This is a genomic window from Metabacillus lacus, from assembly GCF_009674805.1.
In the GTDB taxonomy this organism is placed as follows: domain Bacteria; phylum Bacillota; class Bacilli; order Bacillales; family Bacillaceae; genus Metabacillus_C; species Metabacillus_C lacus.
The window spans coordinates 1-18,330 of sequence record NZ_WKKI01000058.1 but is presented as its reverse complement, the minus strand read 5'-3'; the positions used below and the strand labels follow the sequence as shown (position 1 = coordinate 18,330).

At 40.8% G+C, this 18,330-nt stretch carries 18 protein-coding genes; 14 read left to right on the top strand and 4 right to left on the bottom strand.

Annotated elements, in window-relative coordinates:
* The first annotated feature begins 369 nt into the window (after nucleotides 1-369).
* From GJU40_RS18440 to GJU40_RS18420, 5 genes are all read left to right on the top strand, one after another.
* Nucleotides 370-1,023 (top strand): FusB/FusC family EF-G-binding protein, encoded by a 654-nt coding sequence (locus GJU40_RS18440; protein WP_154309523.1) that lies wholly within the window; start codon nucleotides 370-372, stop codon nucleotides 1,021-1,023.
* Nucleotides 1,024-1,636: 613 nt separating this feature from the next.
* A complete protein-coding gene (locus GJU40_RS18435) occupies nucleotides 1,637-2,005 on the top strand; it encodes an aminoacyl-tRNA hydrolase (protein ID WP_154309522.1) in 369 nt (122 codons plus the stop codon).
* 202 nt (nucleotides 2,006-2,207) lie between these two features.
* Nucleotides 2,208-3,056: an AraC family transcriptional regulator gene (locus GJU40_RS18430; RefSeq protein WP_246188431.1), complete on the top strand. Its 849-nt coding sequence runs from the start codon at nucleotides 2,208-2,210 to the stop codon at nucleotides 3,054-3,056.
* 107 nt (nucleotides 3,057-3,163) lie between these two features.
* The gene (gene yunB, locus GJU40_RS18425; RefSeq protein ID WP_154309521.1) at nucleotides 3,164-3,901 is read left to right on the top strand and encodes a sporulation protein YunB; all 738 of its coding nucleotides are present in this window, start codon (nucleotides 3,164-3,166) and stop codon (nucleotides 3,899-3,901) included.
* Nucleotides 3,902-4,091: 190 nt separating this feature from the next.
* Nucleotides 4,092-4,922: a glycerophosphodiester phosphodiesterase gene (locus GJU40_RS18420; RefSeq protein WP_154309520.1), complete on the top strand. Its 831-nt coding sequence runs from the start codon at nucleotides 4,092-4,094 to the stop codon at nucleotides 4,920-4,922.
* A gap of 131 nt (nucleotides 4,923-5,053) precedes the next feature.
* Here the strand turns inward: GJU40_RS18420 and GJU40_RS18415 are convergent, their stop codons facing one another.
* Nucleotides 5,054-5,539, bottom strand: coding sequence for a Rok-like winged helix domain-containing protein (locus tag GJU40_RS18415; protein WP_154309519.1), 486 nt, complete (start codon nucleotides 5,537-5,539; stop codon nucleotides 5,054-5,056).
* Nucleotides 5,540-5,842: 303 nt separating this feature from the next.
* Between GJU40_RS18415 and GJU40_RS18410 the strand changes: the two genes are divergently transcribed.
* Genes GJU40_RS18410 through GJU40_RS18400 form a run of 3 tightly spaced genes read left to right on the top strand, consistent with a single transcriptional unit; the run spans nucleotide 5,843 to nucleotide 8,907 of the window.
* Nucleotides 5,843-6,418 (top strand): RNA polymerase sigma factor, encoded by a 576-nt coding sequence (locus GJU40_RS18410; protein WP_154309518.1) that lies wholly within the window; start codon nucleotides 5,843-5,845, stop codon nucleotides 6,416-6,418.
* Nucleotides 6,384-6,698: a hypothetical protein gene (locus tag GJU40_RS18405; protein WP_154309517.1), complete on the top strand. Its 315-nt coding sequence runs from the start codon at nucleotides 6,384-6,386 to the stop codon at nucleotides 6,696-6,698. Before GJU40_RS18410 ends, GJU40_RS18405 begins: the two co-directional genes overlap by 35 nt.
* Nucleotides 6,688-8,907, top strand: a complete 2,220-nt coding sequence (locus GJU40_RS18400) for a carboxypeptidase-like regulatory domain-containing protein (protein WP_170289454.1) — start codon at nucleotides 6,688-6,690, stop codon at nucleotides 8,905-8,907. Before GJU40_RS18405 ends, GJU40_RS18400 begins: the two co-directional genes overlap by 11 nt.
* Nucleotides 8,908-9,402: 495 nt before the next feature.
* Here the strand turns inward: GJU40_RS18400 and GJU40_RS18395 are convergent, their stop codons facing one another.
* Nucleotides 9,403-10,671: an ATP-binding protein gene (locus GJU40_RS18395; RefSeq protein ID WP_154309515.1), complete on the bottom strand. Its 1,269-nt coding sequence runs from the start codon at nucleotides 10,669-10,671 to the stop codon at nucleotides 9,403-9,405.
* Nucleotides 10,672-10,828: 157 nt separating this feature from the next.
* Here GJU40_RS18395 and GJU40_RS18390 point away from each other — a divergent pair, with 157 nt between their 5' ends.
* Both GJU40_RS18390 and GJU40_RS18380 read left to right on the top strand, forming a co-directional pair.
* Nucleotides 10,829-11,635, top strand: coding sequence for an ion transporter (locus GJU40_RS18390; RefSeq protein ID WP_154309514.1), 807 nt, complete (start codon nucleotides 10,829-10,831; stop codon nucleotides 11,633-11,635).
* A gap of 613 nt (nucleotides 11,636-12,248) precedes the next feature.
* The gene (locus tag GJU40_RS18380) at nucleotides 12,249-12,722 is read left to right on the top strand and encodes a M15 family metallopeptidase (RefSeq protein WP_154309524.1); all 474 of its coding nucleotides are present in this window, start codon (nucleotides 12,249-12,251) and stop codon (nucleotides 12,720-12,722) included.
* Between the two features lie 51 nt (nucleotides 12,723-12,773).
* Here the strand turns inward: GJU40_RS18380 and GJU40_RS18375 are convergent, their stop codons facing one another.
* A complete protein-coding gene (locus tag GJU40_RS18375) occupies nucleotides 12,774-13,337 on the bottom strand; it encodes a GNAT family N-acetyltransferase (RefSeq protein WP_154309512.1) in 564 nt (187 codons plus the stop codon).
* Nucleotides 13,338-13,497: 160 nt separating this feature from the next.
* Here GJU40_RS18375 and GJU40_RS18370 point away from each other — a divergent pair, with 160 nt between their 5' ends.
* Both GJU40_RS18370 and GJU40_RS18365 read left to right on the top strand, forming a co-directional pair.
* Nucleotides 13,498-14,721, top strand: coding sequence for an ATP-grasp domain-containing protein (locus tag GJU40_RS18370; RefSeq protein ID WP_154309511.1), 1,224 nt, complete (start codon nucleotides 13,498-13,500; stop codon nucleotides 14,719-14,721).
* 21 nt (nucleotides 14,722-14,742) lie between these two features.
* Nucleotides 14,743-16,704, top strand: a complete 1,962-nt coding sequence (locus GJU40_RS18365) for a hypothetical protein (RefSeq protein WP_154309510.1) — start codon at nucleotides 14,743-14,745, stop codon at nucleotides 16,702-16,704.
* Nucleotides 16,705-16,822: 118 nt separating this feature from the next.
* Here the strand turns inward: GJU40_RS18365 and GJU40_RS18360 are convergent, their stop codons facing one another.
* Entirely contained in the window at nucleotides 16,823-17,704 is an 882-nt protein-coding gene (locus GJU40_RS18360; protein WP_170289453.1) for a phosphotransferase family protein, read from the bottom strand.
* A 282-nt stretch (nucleotides 17,705-17,986) separates the two neighbouring features.
* On the opposite strand from GJU40_RS18360, the gene GJU40_RS18355 reads away from it, so the two are divergent.
* A complete protein-coding gene (locus GJU40_RS18355) occupies nucleotides 17,987-18,148 on the top strand; it encodes a hypothetical protein (RefSeq protein ID WP_154309508.1) in 162 nt (53 codons plus the stop codon).
* Nucleotides 18,149-18,180: 32 nt separating this feature from the next.
* On the top strand, nucleotides 18,181-18,330 hold a 150-nt coding region (locus GJU40_RS21425; protein WP_343031620.1), incomplete at its 3' end, for a helix-turn-helix domain-containing protein.

Sequence of the window (18,330 nt, the reverse complement as noted above, 5' to 3'; positions counted from 1 at the left end):
TAAGGCTTCTAACCGTCGGTGCAACGGGATAGCCTAATCCATAACTAGCGGTTACGCTGGTGTTCTTAGGAATCCCCCACTTCAAACAGCTCGCAAGAGCAGTTAAGTGGCGGGTAGTTCAATGATGATACTTTCCCGGAGGTAAAAGGTGTTGTTAACCTTACGTTTGTTGTGATGAAGACCACCTTAACCCCATGCAGCACTCATTGCAATTTCATCATCCTTCTGAGTATATTGAAATTTAGAGAGTACGTAAGGTTTCCCTCACAAAAGAAATCCAGTTAATATAACATTGTAACTTATTTCTTCTCGCCGTATCTTTTCTATTTTTGATGCTATACAATAGCTGTAAAGCAAGGAGGCTTCTAGATGACACAAGCTTTTATAAAAAATGAGCAATTTAATTATATGAAAAAGCAGCTGAACATGCTGAAGGATACAAGCAAGCGGACCACTGACTCTTCAGTCCTGCAGGCGGTAAAAGAGATGACAATGGATAAGATACTCAGTCTCTTTCCCCATGCAGACAGTGAGCAGAGTTCGATGCTTCAACTTGATGACACATATAGTGACCTACACATTGAAAAGTACTTGGAAAGGCTGACTCATTATGTTATTCGATTTCCGGAAGTCAGCGAAAAAGACATACAGAAGTTGTTTCCAAAAGTGAAAAAGCTGAAATTCCCAGATTACAATGAGTACCATCTGCAACGTACAACCTATTTGAGCTGGTCTGATATCAGCACCAATAAACGCTACCTTCTTTTTGAGCGTGAAGGTGAACTAATCGGGGTGGAATGCAAATTTACGATGGTTAACAGAGACAATATGTGTTCCTTTTGCAACAGCCATAGTCAAGTAACTTTTCTATCTGCCATTACTAAAGCAAAGAATCCTAGTAACCCTGATTACTACAAGGCCATCGGGCATTATGTCTGCTTTGATCCCCATTTGTGCAACAGCCGGATTTCCGGCACTCAGTACTTAGACAGCTTTATTGATGAGTATTTGAAAGTGCAATAGGCAGGGAGTGAACTTACCTCCATATTACAAATAAGTCAGCAGCAAAAGGAAACTGTTATTGCAATGTTAACAGTTTCCTTTTTTTATGTGTTTGCTGCCATCTACATTATTATAGATAATGAGGTAATTTCAGGTTACCTGCTGAAAATAGTTTATATTCTAGAAAATCAGGATTAATGTATAGTGGCTTTCACATAACGCCTTACCACCTTAACAAAGGTAAAATAAGCGTAGTAATTCCGGTTAAATCCAGATCAGCCCGTTTTTTAGAGGAAATAAAGGAATGAATTCCGCTTAAGCTGTTGAAAACCATCTATTCTAAGGTTTTTGAGGCGATTAAGCGAAAAACTTCCGTTTATTTCAGTTCATTTTCGTTGTTTTTTCTGATTAGGCGGAGTTCCTCCGTTTATATATAAGTTTAGTGCCTTTCACAACGCGCCTTTCTACCCTAATAACAATCTTATGGACTTACCTAATACCTCCGTTCAGTGGGATTTGTAGTCCCTGACAAGCATCCGAGTCAAGTGAAATTGGCATTGCAATAGCAAACAGAGTGAATGAACAAAGATTAGTTACAACTATTAATTTAGCAGCTCTCTGCTAAACAAAGGAGATGAATACATTGGAAGAAATTGTCCAGTATTACGTGGTGAATAAAGAATTAAACATGTCAGCTGGGAAGATTGCCGCACAGGCTGCTCACGCTGCTACCATTGCCAGCGTTGATATCCTTGCAAACAGCGAAAAAAAGGGGTCAGAGCAAATTCAATGGTTTTCAGATTGGTATACAAAGCAGGGCATGAAGAAAATCGTTTTGAAGGGAACTCGTAAGGATTTAGAGAATCTGGAGCAAGCAGGATTTTACTCTATAAGGGACAGCGGCCTGACAGAGATTGAGAAGGGGTCCTTGACAGTTGTAGCACTTCCGCCAATGCCAAGGGATACTGCCAAAAAATATACGAAACATTTGTCTTTGTATTAAGTAAATTTATTTTTTTCATTACATATTGCCCATTGTACTGTAGGCGGGGCGCGGGAAAAGCGCCTTTTTTTGTTCGAATGTTCATAAGTTGAATTTTATTATTATGACTTTATTCAACCTGTTCCAAAAGAGCAGAAAAAGACCGGATAGAAATGGAGAAAAATATTATGGTAGTAACAGAGGGGAGAACCGCACAGTGGAAATGTTAAAAAAGATGAATGACTGTTTGGAGTATATTGAGCAGCATCTGGATGCCGATATAGACATGGAAGTAATGGCGAGGATGACTTTTACGTCCAAGTTTCACTTTCAGAAGATGTTTCATGTCCTGACAGGCTGCACTTGCGCAGAGTACATTCGCAAAAGAAGACTGACAAGGGCTGCACAGGAGCTTTGTCAAAACGGCATCAGGGTGATTGATGTGGCATTAAAATACGGCTATGAATCTCCTGAGTCTTTTTCCAAGGCTTTCAGGAAAGTGCATGGTGTAACGCCGTCCAGTGTTAAAACGGGCAGTCAGCTCTTAAAAGCATTTCCGCAGCTTTCCTTTCAAATTACTTTAAGGGGAGAATACGAAATGGACTATCGCATTGTTGAAAAAGGAGCTTGGAAAGCCGCAGGTATCGGAAAAACAGTCACAACTGTAAATGGCCAAAATCTTCAGGAAGTACCTGACTTCTGGAGGGAAATGGATCAACGTGGAATAACATACAGTATCCTTGAAGATACAGGAGCTGAACATTTATTGGGAGTATGTTCAGCCTTTGACAGTTCCAAGGAAGAGTTTACCTATCTGATTGGTGCAGAAACAGATAAGGAAGTGAGAAACTTGCAGCATGTTCATATTCCCGCATGTCACTGGGCGGTTTTTAAAGCAGTTGGTCCGGTTCCGCATGCGGTTGTGGATGTGTGGAAAAGAATTTATGCTGAATGGTTTCCGTCCACGGGCTATGAACACGCGGGGTATCCTGAATTTGAGCTGTATACTAAAGGAGATCTAAGCGCAGAAGATTATGTATGTGAAATCTGGATTCCCATCCAGAAGAAATAATAAGAACGGGACAGAACATGAAATCTCAGGTTCTGTCCCTTTTTTCTCTCTTTCTATCAATAATCCGCTGTCAGCAATCATAAATATGTACAAAGAGGTGAAGTGCTTTGTTGAAGCGGAAACGATTTTTATATAGAGGAGCCCGGCCAAGGAGAAAGCCGCTTTCTGGTAAACAGGTATTTGTTCTGTCCTTTTTTCTGTTTCTTCTGCTGAATCTTATGTCTCTCATGATCGTTGATAGAGCAATAAAACCGATCTTAATGAGCATGTCCAGAACCGAGATCAAAGAAATTACGACAGATATTATCAGCCAGACAATACGAAACTCTGTCAGTAATGTAGATCTTGATGACATTATTGTGATTAGAGAGAACGAAGAAAACTCAGCAAGGACTTACAGCTTTAACCAAAGTGCCTATAACAGGATTGTCGCAGATGTATCAGACGAAATTTCCGAAAAACTTGGTGAAAAAACCAATCAGCTGGATAAAGATATGAAAACATCTGTTACTTATAAAATACCCCTCGGCTCCATACTGGGAAGCTCTGTCCTGTCGAGTTATGGTCCTAAAATTCCGGTGGAAACGTATCTAGTCAGCGATGTATCTCCAGAAATCAAAACCAGGCTGACGAGCTCCGGCATTAATAACACATTTCTTGAACTTTACATTCATTTGAAGGTCAATATTGAAGTGGTGATTCCTGCCCTAAAAGATCAGCAGACAATTGACACAAATATTAAACTTGGAGATCTGTTTATACCTGGTGATGTTCCTCAATACTACGGGGGAGGAAAAGGAGATGGAGGCATGCCAATTATTATTGAGAATAGTAAGTCAGATTAATGCTTTGCAAGTCAATATTTTCGCTCGAAAATGATTGTCTTTGATAAAAAATGTATTTTTGCCCAAGTCAAAGGTACCGTATTTACAGAGATGTCACGTAACATTAACACTCACTTTTCTCGGCGGTCATTATTCCTGTATATTCCTACTTTACAATTAAATAGAAAAAGTAAAGGAGGGAAAAGCACTTATGTTGAAAAAAAGTCTTGCAGGAATTCTTGTTGCTGCTGCTCTGGTCACTGGAATTGTTCCTGGATTCACGGCACACGCCGCACCACAAAAAGTTGATATTGTTGCACACAGAGGTGCTTCAGGCTATGCGCCTGAGAATACGATGGCTGCATTTGAAAAGGCAGTTAAAATGAAAGCTGATTTTGTAGAAGTGGATGTGCAAATGAGCAAGGACGGAGAACTGGTTTTAATTCATGATGTGACAGTTGACCGTACTACTGATGGAAGCGGACATGTTGCTGATTTGACTTATCAGCAGCTGAGAAAACTGGATGCCGGAAGCTGGTTTGGTTCAGAGTTCACAGGCGAACGAATTCCGACTTTAGATGAGCTGCTGGACAAGTACCGTGGAAAAACAGGGTTGCTGATTGAATTGAAAGCACCATGGCTGTATCCGGGAATTGAAGAAAAAGTTGCCGAAGCGCTTAAAAAACGAAACATGCATAAGCCTAAAAACGGAAAAATCATTGTTCAATCTTTTGACTTTCAATCTATGAAAACCTTTCATCAGCTGCTGCCACAGATACCAGTAGGATTGCTGATATACCTTCCACAAGACTTAACAGATGAAGCTCTCATAAAGCATTCTCATTACGCTTCTTATGTGAATCCAAGCTTGAATCTTGTTAACAAAGATCTGGTAAACAAAGTTCACACATACGGGATGAAAATTCAGTCTTGGACTGTTAGAAATCCTGAACAGGTGCAGCCTCTTCTAGATGCGGGAGTAGACGGAATCATTACCGATTTTCCTGATTATGTTCCGAGAAATCTTAAGAGAAAGAAATGAATGAGCTTGCTTAAAATTATATGATGATAAGGAAAAATGAATAAACAAGAATCAGGCCAAACATGATGAATGTTTGGCCTGAGCTATCAATGAATGGAATAAAATTGTACACAGGCAGGACGTTTTTCCAACTATTCAGCTGAAGCTCCTGCCAGCTCGCCTTCAGGGTTTACATCTTCTTCATTCTGATCTTCTGCTGCTGTATAAAAATAGTGTCCTCGATAAGGCTTTGTTACATGCTGATCGTACTCTTGCAAGCCCTTCAGATAGTTCCCCAGGTTCGACACCTCTATCCCTTCCCGGTCTAACAAGTCTTTAATTTCAGTCCCTTTTATGGCTACTGTCTGAGATTTTAAAAATTGAATAACAGGTTCATATTTCTTTTTAAGCTGGTTTTTTGTTTTAGCTCTTCTTTTTCTTTTTCTCGGTGATACGGTTGTTTCTATAACTTCAATAACTGGAGAGGTTTGATCGTTCAATTGAATTTTATCCAATTCACGCAGCCTGCCAAAAATGATATCCCGTTCTTCGGCAAATAACCTCATCATATTCTGTTCGGACTCCAGCAATTGTTCAAGCCGCCTCTGCAGGGCTGCTCTTTCATTGAAAATAGTCATGTCATCTCCTCCTCTATTCCCTTTCATTATAAACGACTGAACAAACGCAGAAAAGATTTTCAACATGGTTTCATAGTTTTTTAAGCGAGAGCGGCCGTTTTCAGGATTATCGGGCAAAGCAAGTCTCGGCAGAGCTTTCCCCATTTCACAGGCTGCTCTTGTATATGTATAGTTCTTATCCGATACTGTAAACAAATACATTATTTTTTAGAAGATTGTAAAAAAATTAACCGCAGCTGCAACCTTTTCAAAATGCAGCGCATCTATACTTTTGAAAGGGCCTGGGGGAGGGGAACAGCACAGTTGAGTATCATACAACAATTGAAAGAAAAACAGGAAATCGCGCTGGTTGAACTGATGAAGCTGTACGGTGACTATTTACTGCGCACCGCCGTTTTATTGCTGAAGGACCGGCAGGCAGCAGAAGAAGCTGTTCAGGATACATTTTTAACAGCTTTTGAGAAAATCGGCCAGCTTTCTGATGAAAACAAACTAAAGAGCTGGTTAACATGTATCCTCATAAACAAATGCAGGGCAAAAATGCGGAAGAAGAGCTGGAAGCACGCTTTCCTTTCACTGGATCTTTTAGAACGCTATGCAGGAGATGATCTTCACTCAGGGCCGGAAGAGTCGCTGGTTAAGCTCGCCGAACATCAGGTTTTGTTTGAAGCAATACAGCAATTAGATTATAAATACAAAGAAGCAATCATTCTTTACTACTATAATGAATTGAAAATAAGCGAAATCAGCGCCCAATTGAAGTTAAACGAAAACACAGTAAAAGCGCGCCTTGCCAGAGGGCGTTCCCTATTAAAACAGTTACTTTGTAAAGGAGAGGAATTTGGTGGAGAGAAAAACAGTCAAGAAAGTGCTCGATGAGGAGCTTCAGCATGTCACGTTTACTCTTGAGGAAAAGATATTGGCAGAAGTTCGGCGTCCAACCTTCAGCGAAAAGCTTTCAGCACTTCTCAATAAAGAAGTCGACATTCCCCTGCTGCCGGTTGGTGCAATGGCGGTCCTGTTTTTTTCATGGGGTATTATAAATCAAGTTCCTGATGAAAAACGATACAATCTTCAAACAGACGAACTGATTGAAGCTGGAGGAAATGTATACAGAAAAGATTTATATGAAGGGGCGACAATCAATCGTGAAAATTAAAGTAAAAATCAAACATATTATTGCGGCTTTTCTCAGTTTGCTGATACTGGTTCCGCTCTCCATTTTTTTAATTGTACCTCAGCTTCAGTTGTATATGGGAGGTGAACAGCTGGCAGCAGGAAAGGAAAACGGCAAGCAAACCATCCTCAAAGCTCTTGAGGGAACTGCGGTGGGAGAGCAGAGATGGGACACTATCAGGAAACATATGATAGATGATACGGCAAATGGAATATTTGAAGTATATGTAGGGCCCTCGTTTACGACTGTAGACGTTTCAGATGAGAAAGCTGGCTTTACATTTGAAGAAAAACTTCCTTTTTTACAAGAATATGTAGAAAAAGGACCTGCTGACTTTTATTTACGAACTGCTGCTGCTCAGCTGGCAGGCTATTATTTTACTGAGGGTGAAGTGCAGGCAGCGATGGATGTGTTACAGCAAGGAGAAAAACGAGTGCCTGCAAGCTGGGAAAAAGCAGAACTTCAGCTGTATAGAGCCAAGCTGCTTATAAGGGATCACAAACTCACAGAGGCACAAGAGCTGCTGAAATATATGAAAGCTGAGGCTGAGCAGGAAGAAAGTGATTTGCATGGCGAAATAGCTTTGCTGGAAGCGGAAATACTGCTTGGTAACAACAATTTGGCAGCAGCAACCGAATTAGTGTCCAATATAAAGGAAAAGCTGGAAACAGAGTATCAGGAACAAAAGGAAGAAGATGATGAAGAATGGACGCCGGCTGTTCTTGAGCAGCTTCGGTCTCTTCATCAGCACCTTCAAAAGGCACTGAAAATCAATAATACAAACACTTTTTCTACTATTAAGGGCAGAATTGTCCGCAGCGATGGAACCCCTGTTTCCCATGCCGGTGTATTTCTAAGAGAAGAGCAGGTGGTTCACCGCAGTGTGACCCCTGGAGATCAGTATCAAGTTTTTACCGACTCTAACGGAAATTTTACGATTGCCAGCGTGATTCCTGGTGCATATCAAATCTACTTGGGTCTTTCCTTTGAACAAATTGACGGCTGGACGTATCCAATACCAGCAGATCCATGGATTGACCTGGATGGAACTCCTGCTGAGGATATCAACATTGTCCTTCAGCCGCTCATGGACTTGAATTACCCTGTTAATCAGGAAGCTGTTTCTGAAAGTGAAATTTCATTTGCCTGGGAAAAGGTTAAAGGAGCAGCTTACTATGATATTTCTGTAGGTGTTGAAATGAACGGAGGATCTATTACTTCTCCTTTATTCACGAAAATAAGAGATAATGAACTGACTGTTCCGCTGGAGGAACTGTATGATAAAAGATTGGGATATGTTTCAGAAAATGCCGATTGGAAATCGGTGGCACCAGAATCAATTATCGCATTTACTAATACTGAAGACCGATTTTCCTGGTCTGTAGAGGCATTCAATTCAGAAGGAGACCTGATTACCCGAAGCAATGGCTACCGCCTGGATGAAAAGACGATGGGAAATCTCCCTTTCTTTTACCTGAAGGAACGAAGCATGTCAGAAGCTGATAGGCTGCTTCTGGATAAAAAGATACAGAAAGCATACGACAAATACAAAGAAGACTATGAAAAAGATGCCGAAGATAAGAGCAGTTTAAGAATGCTTGCCCGTTTGAAGGGCTGGGAAAGGTCAGTAAAAGGAGAAAGTGCTGGAGACAGCTATCTTGAAGCATGGGCTGAGGTCTCAACTAATGCTGATGATGCCTTCGACTTGGCAGAACAGTATGCAAAGAAACGGGATTGGAAAAATTATCAGCGCTGGTATGAGATATACAAGACAAGAGAGAAAGCTCTCTCTGAATATGTGGCCGGATATCATGCGGGTGTGCTGATGAAGCAGGGAAAAGTAACAGAAGCCAGAGAAGCATTTCAAATGGCCATGAAATTGGATCCCCATCACCGTTTTATTGGCAGCTGGCTTGCTCTGGAGCTTTCTACAGGAAAAAGCTTTGAAGAGGCAGAAAATCTGGCGAAACAATATCCGCAGCGAGAATTTGGCGGCAAGAGCAAAAATTGGGCTGATTTTATTAGCAATATGGCTGAAGAAGCTGAAGAAGATCATTCCTATCAACTGGAACTTCAAGAGGCATTGGGGCTGTATCTTAACGATGATATAGAAAAGCTTCAAAAGCTGCTGAACAACACCGAAAGAGAACATTTAAAAACATTTCTATCAGAAGTGAGAGAAGTGCGCTGAGGCAGAGAGGGCAGATGGTTTATACGGTGCATGGGAAGAGAGTAACAATGCTATAACCAGGCTGAGAGTCAGATAATGATAGGATGAATGAACAGCCGTTTGAAGGAGAAACGGCTGTTTTTCTTTAGATATTCATCATGACCATACAGTCCGGTTGACCCACTTAAAACTATTGGCGATATTTTTTCTAACCCATTAACGGAAAATTTCCTCTTAAGTAACAAAAACCATAAAAAATGCCGAAAATAGGAGTAGGAATTCCGTCTATTGACTCCAAGGACCCTAAAATGAAAGGTTTTTTTGAACACAACCGGAAAAGCTTCCCTTATTTCACCTTAAAAATGCCCTATTTTTCAATTAGACGGAAAAGCTCCGGTTATTTTCTACCACGTTGTCAATCAACCTAGAACACGTCATACAAGCGTCCAATAAAAAAACGCTTGGAACTCACCATCCAAACGTTTGCTTTTCACTTCTGTCGTTATTCTATTCTATTTAAAACCGAAAGCCCACTGTTTGGGAATTTAATTTAGATTCCCAGCTTTGATTTGCGGCTCTTTTGTTATCAGAACGCAGCTGCTTGCAAAGCGCATCCACATCGACTTTATGCTCGTAATGCCATTGCAGGGCAATGCTTGTGTAAAGTTCGTTTAGCTGGGCAAATGAAAAATCATTTGTAGATTGAATGACCCTTTCCAGATCTTCTGCATGTATAAATTGATCAATTTCTTTTCTAAGCAGATACTGATGGCGGAGCTCAGGTGTCGGGAGATGAATTTCATAAGCTCTGTCGAAACGGCCTGCTCTGTTAATGAGTGCAGGATCAATTTTGTCAGGATAATTTGTGGTCCCAATCAAGAAAATGCCTTCTTTTGATGTAGCGCCATCAAGCGTATTCAGAAACACAGAGCGAACATGCTCCGGCATGGAATCTATATCCTCTATCACCAATACCATTGGGGCAAGCTTGGCAGCTGTTGAGAATACCTCTCTGATTGAATAGCTGGATGTGTATTCAGTAATCTGCCAATAGGCGACAGGGGCAGAAATGCTGTTTGCAATGGACTTAACAAGTGTTGTTTTTCCGTTTCCTGGTTTTCCGTAAAGAAGAATGCCCCGCTTATACGGAATATGGTACTGCTTAAAAAAACTGCCGCTTTCATTGAAGAATTCATCAATACTTCTGTAGATTTCCTTCTTCATCTTTTCTTCTAAAAAGACCTCTTCTCTTGTGACCATGGAAGAAATTTTTTCAGTGCTGTTTTCCACACCATCCTCTGTATCTGTAAAGATGGTTACATTGTTTTTTGTATACTCTCTTTTTCTTTTTAGGATATATTGCAAAAACAGCAGCACATTTTCATCACTGGTACCAAAGATGAAGTCATGGTTCATTTCACTGTGATTTTGAAAAATGGGTATCTGTGCTAAAGCTACCTGAAACTCCGGATAATAATAAAGCGTATTGATGACCCGGGGTTTCACAATCAAATCAAGGCTCTGTGAATGATTGGATGAAATGGTTGAAGTCTCAATAGAATCAAATATGTGTGCTACAATGTGAACGTCGTCCCGTTTTTCAATTAAATCATTATCAAGTACTTCCCATATTTCGTTTCTTGTTTCTTCATCCGTATACATTTTAAAAGCAAGTTGGAACTGATCCTGCAATGTTTGTTTTATAGCTTCTACGACGTATGCGTAATCATAATAATTCGGTATATTGCTTCTGCTGATTTCATGAAAGTTAATAATATGTCTCAAGTATTTTAATCCTTTCTAATTTTGAAAATATTTACCTACTTCCATTTTACTAGATTTTCTTCTCAGGGAATAGAGTAAAGGGAAAGATTCCTTTTGTCAGAAAGAGTTTTTTCAGATAGAATGAAGAATGGAAAAACACAGGTGAAGGGAAGAAACAATGAATCATTCAACAAATAAAATTCAGGCAATTGTGTATCATCCAAGATTTACAGCTTTTATCACTGGATTAATCATTTTTAATGCGATACTGGTTGGACTGGAAACCTATCCTGAGATCTATCAGCCGAATAAGGTTCTGTTCCGATATCTTGATTATGCTATTCTTGCACTCTTTGCCATTGAACTCATTTTAAAAATTACAGCGGAGAAGAAGCGCTTCTTCAAAAACGGCTGGAACAACTTTGACTTTGTGATTGTTGTGAGCAGTATTGTTCTTTACAATACTAACCTCGTCAGTGTTCTCCGTATCTTCAGAGTGCTGCGGGTATTGCGGACAATTTCTGCCATTCCGTCGCTGCGAAGGATTGTCAGCGCATTATTTATGGCAATCCCGGCCATTGGCAGTGTCACACTGCTCATGTCGATTATCTTTTATGTCTATGCCGTCATAGGTACTGCGTTTTTCGGAAGCATAGCACCTGAATATTTTGGTAATCTTCAGCTGAGCTTTATCACACTTTTTCAGGTGTTTACATTAGAGTCCTGGGCGAGCGGTGTTTTCCGTCCAATCTTTCTGGAAGCAGGCTGGTCATGGCTCTACTTTGTTTCCTTTATTGTCGTAGCTACCTTTATTGTGATTAACCTGATTGTCGGGGAAATAGTCAATAACGCACAAAAGCTATCTGAGGAAATAGAAAAAGAGACTGGAGATATTAAAGACGATACGACTGAAATCGGTGAGCTTCGTAAGGAAGTTGCAGAACTCAAGGGTATGATGAAGCAGCTTGTCGAGAGGAATAACTAAAAATCGTAGGTCGCCCTATTGTTATCTATAGGGGGACTTTTTTGTTTAGGGAAATGGATAACTTGTCGGTAACTTGTTAGTAACGATCTGTAATTAGGAACCGGTTGGAACATCAAAAATGCTTTACATTGATAACCGGAAAAGATAGAGAGTCAGGTACATCATTTGGGCAATATATAGGCTTACTAATTCCGCTTAAACTGAAATTATCATCAAAAAAGCCTATAATAGCAGGAGTAATTCCGCTTAACGACCTAAAAATCTTTCAAAAAGAGGCTTTTGAAAGAGATAACCGGAAATCCTTCCCTTATATAGCTTAAATTGATTGAATGACAGCATGTAACCGGAAAACGTCCGCTTATTTTTTATCGATGAATCCACTCAACCAAGAAAGCTAGTTAAAGAGCCAGGTTCAGCACCTTAATAGCCAAAGCAGCGTTCACTCAGAGGTGCTATCTTTTTAAAAGTTCATATGAACCTGTTAAAATAGAAATATAACAGATTCAGAAAGGATGTAGATGTGAAGGCTTTTGTATCAGCTGTATGTCTTACTGCTTTTCTCCTTGCATGCTTGTATGGAGTATTATATATAATTGAAAATCAAGAGGATTATATGAATCCGGTTGTGCCATACGATGAAAATGCCCCTATGCCTGAGGGCCTTCACCCTGAAGTGGAGCAGAAAACAGAAGAGCTTGTGAATTCTGCTGCCGAAATAGGTATTGAAGTGGTGATTACGGAAGGGTTCCGCAGTATAGAAAGACAGAATGACTTGTACGAGAGAGGGAGAAGCGCACCTGGCAGCATTGTGACTAATGCAAGGGGCGGAGATTCCTACCATAATTATGGTCTTGCAGTGGATTTTGCATTGCGCACTCCCGACGGAGATGTTACTTGGGACATGGAGTATGATGGAAACGGAAACGGACAGTCAGACTGGATGGAAGTGGTAGAGATCGCCAAGAATCTTGGTTTTGAATGGGGAGGAGACTGGCAGCATTTCAGAGATTATCCTCATTTGCAAATGAATTTTGGATATTCCATTCATCAATTAAAGCGCGGCCAGCGGCCGCCTGCTAGTCAATAAAAAACAGCCTGCAAAGAACCGTGAAAAGGTTCTGACTGCAGGCTGTTTCTATTATGCTTTGCTGTAAACTTTTTTCTTTAATGTGAGCACTTCAGAAGTTTCCTGCGGCTGCTTGCCGTAAAAATCGCGTGCTTTATATGCATGAACCTCCTGATATGCTTCCTGCATTTTTCTGTACACCCACTCATCCTTTTGGGGAATTTGTGACCAGCAGTAGATGTCCATCTCATTCAATTCATTTGTGACTGCGTGAATGCGCTTGTATTCAATGGAAGACACTTTGCGGAACCCGTTTTTTTTATAAAAGTTTACCCGTTTGGCTGTATCTGCGTCAGACGGGTCAATGGGGTCCACTTCAAGGATAATCGCCTTGTCTTTATTCTTTACTTTTTCAATCAGCTTTCCTCCAAGCCCTTTTCCTCTTACTTTACCGCTGATTAAAATATAATCTATAAAAATAAAATCTGATTTTTCCAAGTAAATCAGAACAGATTCAGGACCTTCCTCAATAAGGTAGTTTTCCTGCTTGTCTGCAAACAGCTTTTCCATATGTTCTTTGGATTTCATCTCGTTTGCCGGAAAATAGTCTGTTAACTTAGCGTACCAATCAGTCATGATATAAGCTCCTTTGTCAGGGAATGGAATATTAACCTATACCTCCATTTATTCAAAAATAAACACAAATATGTAAAAAAATAGTTTAGAAGAATGAAAAGGGGGGTAAAAATACAACGTTATTATTCTATTACTTCTTTTTAAGGGGCAGGGAGAAAACATGGAGACTAAAGAAAATGTGAAAAAGATTGCGTTGCTTGGCTGGAGCCTTCAGGCTATTGAGGCTGCAGATAATTTGAATAAGCCTTATCTGGTGGTAGGGCCTCCTGATTATGAAGACTTTGCAAGGAAGCATGAAATTGATTTTGTAGCATGGCAATTTGAAAGACTGAATGAAAAATCAAATGAACTTTATGAAAAGCTCGCAGCCAAAAATGTAAAAGTAACGGTTCCCATTTATGAAGAAACAGTAGAATGGGCCGGAACACTGAATGCCAGGCTGCAGAACGATCCCCGTATATTCAACCGGTCTCTTTTACTGAGGGATAAAGGACTGATGAAAAGAAAGGCTCAGATGTCAGGCATTCGTGTCGGAGTGTTTGAAGAAGCGCATGGCAAAGAAGACGTACATAGATTTCTCAAGCGGGTGAATGAAGCGCTGATTAAAATTGACGGCGATCTTAATGATCCTATTCATGTTAAGCCTCTAGATAAGGCAGGAACAGTAGGCCACAGGGTGATTCATGAGGCCAAAGATATTGATTTGATGACAGATTCAGAATTTCCGTGCCTCATGGAAAGCCATCTGGACGGCCAGGAATTCTCCTGTGAAGTATTCATTCATAATGGAAAAATCCGTTTTCTCAATATTACTGAGTATGTAAAGCTGGGACACTCAAATTTCGTGCCTGCTTCCCCATCACTGGAGGAGTGGAGACCGCAAATTACGGAAGAAGTGCAAAAGCTGGTGGATGCTTTTGAAGTGAAAAGCGGTGTACTGCATCCGGAATATTTTATTTCTGCAGACGGTAAGCTTCACTTCGGGGAAGTAGCTGCACGCGTTCCGGGAGGGCATATCTTTGAGCTGATCGAAAGGGCTTACGGATTCAGTGCATTTCAAGCACAGATTCTCTGCAGTGATCCTGATACAACGGAAGAGGAAGCAGAAGCGTTTTTCCCGGAAGAAGTCGTATCGGCAAAAGGATTTGCCGGAAGCCTAATGGTTTATCCTAGGGTCAAAATTATTGAAAAGCTGAATGTACCTGAAGAATTAAAGGAAGATGCATACTTTGACAAGCATGACATGTTTGTTCCGGTAACATCAAAAGTTGCTGAACGTGTTGGTTTTGGGAATCATTACGGAACCATCTTTTTCTTTGGGGAAGACAGTGGAAAGGTTCGTTCGCTTTTAGAAAAATATGTAGATTATGATTTCTATTCATAGAAGTCCCGGGAGGAATAAAGCTTGAGTACAAATACATCAACATATAGCCAAAAGTTTCAGGAAAAGCTGGAATCCCTGCGAAACGCAAAGCCTTTTGCAAAAAGCATGTATCAGACAGATGTGTTTCAGGCTGCAATCGAGCTTGCTCGCCAGCCTGAAGGCCTCAGCGCCATTTATGAGCAGGCAGGCACATTTGATGAGTCAGGTGTTTTTCACGGGGGCCCATGGGAAGATCCTTCAAAAATGCAGCCTCCCCTTGTAGGCGGTTCGCTTCGCTTAAAAGGTGTGAATTCCATTGTAGAGCTGTTAAGTGAAATGAGAATGCTCTCGATCGCAAAAGGGGATTATCAGCACCCCAAGATCACAGCTGATGAGGCGCGTTCCTTTTTAAATGAAGTGCTTGCCCTGAATTTGGATTTGCTGTTTCCTCCTGAAACAGAACAGGCAAGGATAGACTCAGGAGAACATATCGACCGGGCACAAAATTTATTTGAGTATTTGGGTGCTGAACTTTCTCTCAATGCCATTGCAGGAAAAATCGTTAGTGAAATCAACAGGCTTGCTGTTCAGCGTCCGATCATGACAGAAAAGATTGAAAAAATGATCGGCATGGCTCAAAAGATGCTGGAATCTGACATTGATACAGAAGCGAAAGACGCACTGAAAAACTATTCAGATGCGCGCTGCAATCCAACTCCGCTGAGTGAACGATATGATAATCACCGCGACTATCGTGTGAATCTAACGAATGCAAGCGAGGAAGAGCTTGCTGCGGAAGCAGCCCTTTTCTCCGAATCCATGCAAAAAACGGGTCTTGTATCACCTCATCATGCAATCTTTGTTCGTTACCTGAATCGTGCAAATCCTGATCTTTTAGTATCTGCACTTTCCCTGGATGAAACGGGAACAGCTTCCTACAACTCCAGCAGGGAGCTTGTGAAAGATTTGATTCAGATTGCAATCTGGCCGCAGACACGTCAATCGGTGTATGGACTGGGAAGGCTTCTGAACCGAGGGGTGCTGATGCAGGAACACTTATTACCTTCTATAAGAAGGATCTTTGATCTAGTCATTCATCCTGAAGTGAAAAAAGGTATCATGAAGCCTCAATTTGAAAAAGCGGGATTGACTGCAAATGGTGTACTACTGGCCGGCGTCATCAGTGTGCTCGGGCAGCCGCTTGGAGTAGGGCAGGGATTGAACCCGACATGCCAGTCTGCAAGGGCAATCAGCCTCTGGTCACAGCATGGAACGGGGCAGCTCCTTGAATATATTGCAAGGGCGGCAAGAGACCATGATATTGACATGACGTTTGAGGGAGAAGAAATCCGCTCAAGCTTACTTGAAGGCGGAGTCGCTGAGGAAATTCATCAGGAACTGGATTCTGTATCAATCGCTCTCGTGCCTCACCTTGACAAAATTTATAATGAAATGATGAAAAGAACGCTTCTCCGCGGTGAGGATGGACATAAGTGGGTAAACCCTGAATTTTATGGTGAGTGGGTGAACAGGGGCTTTGCAAATGTAATTGATCCGATTACAGGGGCAGTAAAGAATTACGAAGCTTTTGTCAGGTTATTTTATGCTACGCACCATCCTGAATATAACGAAGGATATGAACTGATCTACCCGAATCCTGTCGGTATTTTCATTACCACTGTTCATGGGCAGCTTCTTGGACTTCATGCAGTATCCATTCAAAGGATTGCGCAGGATGAAAAAGGGGATTACAGAATTTACTTTTACAATCCGAATAATGACAGCGGGCAGAACTGGGGGCAGGGCATCGAGCCGTCAGTTCTTGGAAACGGTGAGATGGAAGGGGAGTCTTCACTGCCATTTGACCAGTTTGTCTCCAGAATGTATGCATTCCATTATAACCCTTACGAGCAGGGAGAAACCTACGTCGTTGAAGACAGCATTCCGCAGGAAATTGAAAGAATTGCAAGGGAAAGCTGGGGAGAAACGTATACTTGGATGTAAGAAAAGCACAGCTCATGCTGTGCTTTTTACTGTACTAAAACAGAAAGTGCACTACAGAGCAAGTGCATCTCAGGCAGGAAAACAGCGGTGTAAGAGGAGTTAAAGCTGCTGTTTCTCTTTAGGAACCGGACATTTCCACTCGTATTTCATCCAATCCTTCTTTCACCCACTCATTCTTTCCCTTCTCAACTCCCTCAATGACATAGAACAGCTGATCAAAGGTAACAAGTAAAGAGATTTTTTTAAGAGACTTTTTGGGATGAACATGTCCTCTCGCCTTCAAAAGATCAAGGGTAAAGCTACTCCCGCAGTCCTCTAAAATATAAAGATATTCATAATCTGGATCACATATCGACATATCTCCAAAGTCAATGACTCCTGTTAAACTCCCACTTTTGTTATCAATCAAAAAATGGTTCGGGGACAAGTCTCCGTGAATAAGCTTTGGTTCACAGGCATGGTACTCTTCAGTAGTAAGGTATTCATGAAAACGCATGGAGATATATTCTTTGATTTCCTTTGATATGAGGGGAAATACTTTTGTTTTTACTTTTTCATACAGCTCTGTAAAAACTGATTTCAGCTTCACCACTGGAACACCCTTGCTTCTGGCAAATGTTACGGGGACAGATTGCATATCTGCCATAAATTTTGTTAGGGAAGCAATTAATAACTGCTTCTTGCGTTCAGCCATTGATGAGATAGAATTTTCCTGCAGCAACATCCCGGGAAGCATCACATAACCAACAAAATTCAATTCATTTTCTTGTACTCCTTTAAAATCAAATTGGGGAATACTCACAGACAACATAGTTTGAAGGTACGGTAACATGTTGATCTCTTTCTCCAAATCCCTAGAACTTTGCTCGTTCTTTGCAAAACGAAAAGCCCAATGTTCATTAATGGAATAGACTCTGCTCATCTTGCCTTCTCCAAGCTTTGAAACTGACTTTATTATAATACCCGGAAAATTCTTTTCAATGGTGTATTGAATGTTCAAAAGTTCTTTCACCTTACTAACAGCCCCTTTCAACCATTATTTTGCTTTTTCAAGTATTTCATTCTGTATAGTCAGGATGATGACTAAGTGAGATAGCTTATCGTTTAAGGTTTCCTCTATTATATGCTGACGAATCCACCAAATGGGGTTCAATTGCCTGGAAGAACAATACACTTCAGGCAGGAAATATAGCAGCTTATGAGGTGTAACAGCTGTTTTATACAAAAAAACTAATTATGAACTAAACAATTGCTATAGTAGTAGTAAGGAGGGAGGAAATTCATGAGAGTGGACATTGATATTCACGAAAAGCATTTAGAAACTTCCATTACCATTCATACAAAGGAATGGTCAGAAGATCTGGAAGGGGTATTGAAGAAGTTAAAGCAAACAAGTGTCCATTTTATCTTTATCCGACATAAGACTCCCTCTTCAAGTGCGTGATGAGCTTTAGCTCAGCGATAAGGGGGAGATGAATGGAGGTTGGCGATAGCCAAAACACTCACTGTCATGGTAGAATTAGAACGTGTGTTCCTGTAAAGCGAGGTGAAATCATGTTAGTTAAAAAGGCGTTTAAGTTTCGTATCTTCCCTAACCAAAAACAAATGGAGTTAATCAATAAGACG

What these genes read in the sequence shown, in the direction of transcription:
- GJU40_RS18355 (WP_154309508.1), top strand. Translation starts at nt 17,987, where the DNA reads ATGAGAGTGGACATTGATATTCACGAAAAGCATTTAGAAACTTCCATT.
- GJU40_RS18430 (WP_246188431.1), top strand. Translation starts at nt 2,208, where the DNA reads ATGTTAAAAAAGATGAATGACTGTTTGGAGTATATTGAGCAGCATCTG.
- GJU40_RS18420 (WP_154309520.1), top strand. Translation starts at nt 4,092, where the DNA reads ATGTTGAAAAAAAGTCTTGCAGGAATTCTTGTTGCTGCTGCTCTGGTC.
- GJU40_RS18380 (WP_154309524.1), top strand. Translation starts at nt 12,249, where the DNA reads ATGAATCCGGTTGTGCCATACGATGAAAATGCCCCTATGCCTGAGGGC.
- GJU40_RS18440 (WP_154309523.1), top strand. Translation starts at nt 370, where the DNA reads ATGACACAAGCTTTTATAAAAAATGAGCAATTTAATTATATGAAAAAG.
- GJU40_RS18375 (WP_154309512.1), bottom strand. Translation starts at nt 13,337, where the DNA reads ATGACTGATTGGTACGCTAAGTTAACAGACTATTTTCCGGCAAACGAG.
- GJU40_RS18370 (WP_154309511.1), top strand. Translation starts at nt 13,498, where the DNA reads ATGGAGACTAAAGAAAATGTGAAAAAGATTGCGTTGCTTGGCTGGAGC.
- GJU40_RS18435 (WP_154309522.1), top strand. Translation starts at nt 1,637, where the DNA reads ATGAATACATTGGAAGAAATTGTCCAGTATTACGTGGTGAATAAAGAA.
- GJU40_RS18415 (WP_154309519.1), bottom strand. Translation starts at nt 5,539, where the DNA reads ATGACTATTTTCAATGAAAGAGCAGCCCTGCAGAGGCGGCTTGAACAA.
- GJU40_RS18390 (WP_154309514.1), top strand. Translation starts at nt 10,829, where the DNA reads ATGAATCATTCAACAAATAAAATTCAGGCAATTGTGTATCATCCAAGA.